The 309-nt window shown below is 46.0% G+C and carries 1 protein-coding gene; it reads right to left on the bottom strand.

Going from position 1 to position 309, the window contains the following annotated elements; all coding sequences use genetic code 11:
* The coding region (locus AB4512_RS24810; protein WP_372176128.1) for a hypothetical protein at positions 1-309 on the bottom strand (309 nt) is incomplete at both ends.

Below are 309 nucleotides of genomic sequence, written 5' to 3'. Positions count from 1 at the left end.
ATCAATGTTTTGGCCTTCATTACCTGTCACAGAATCAGTCGGGTTAGTATCGACATCATCACCAACAGGTACCACATGCAATTTGAAGCTTGGCAAGTTTGCCGCCGCAGTAGGCACACCCAGCAACGATTCTTGAGTGAAGACTTCCACACCAAACTCAGCAGTACCACTGAAGTTTTTAGGCGGCAAGATCGAAATCTCACTTAAATCGAATGACAACCCCGAAGCTTGAGGCAGTTGAACACTCCACTCTCCATTACCATTATTTTTCACGGTATATGTCGAGCCAGCATCTGCACGCATTTGGAA

Source organism: Vibrio sp. 10N.222.52.B7, from assembly GCF_041474275.1.
GTDB lineage: Bacteria > Pseudomonadota > Gammaproteobacteria > Enterobacterales > Vibrionaceae > Vibrio > Vibrio crassostreae_C.
The sequence above is the reverse complement of the archived record's forward strand: the minus strand, read 5'-3'. Positions and strand labels throughout refer to the sequence as shown.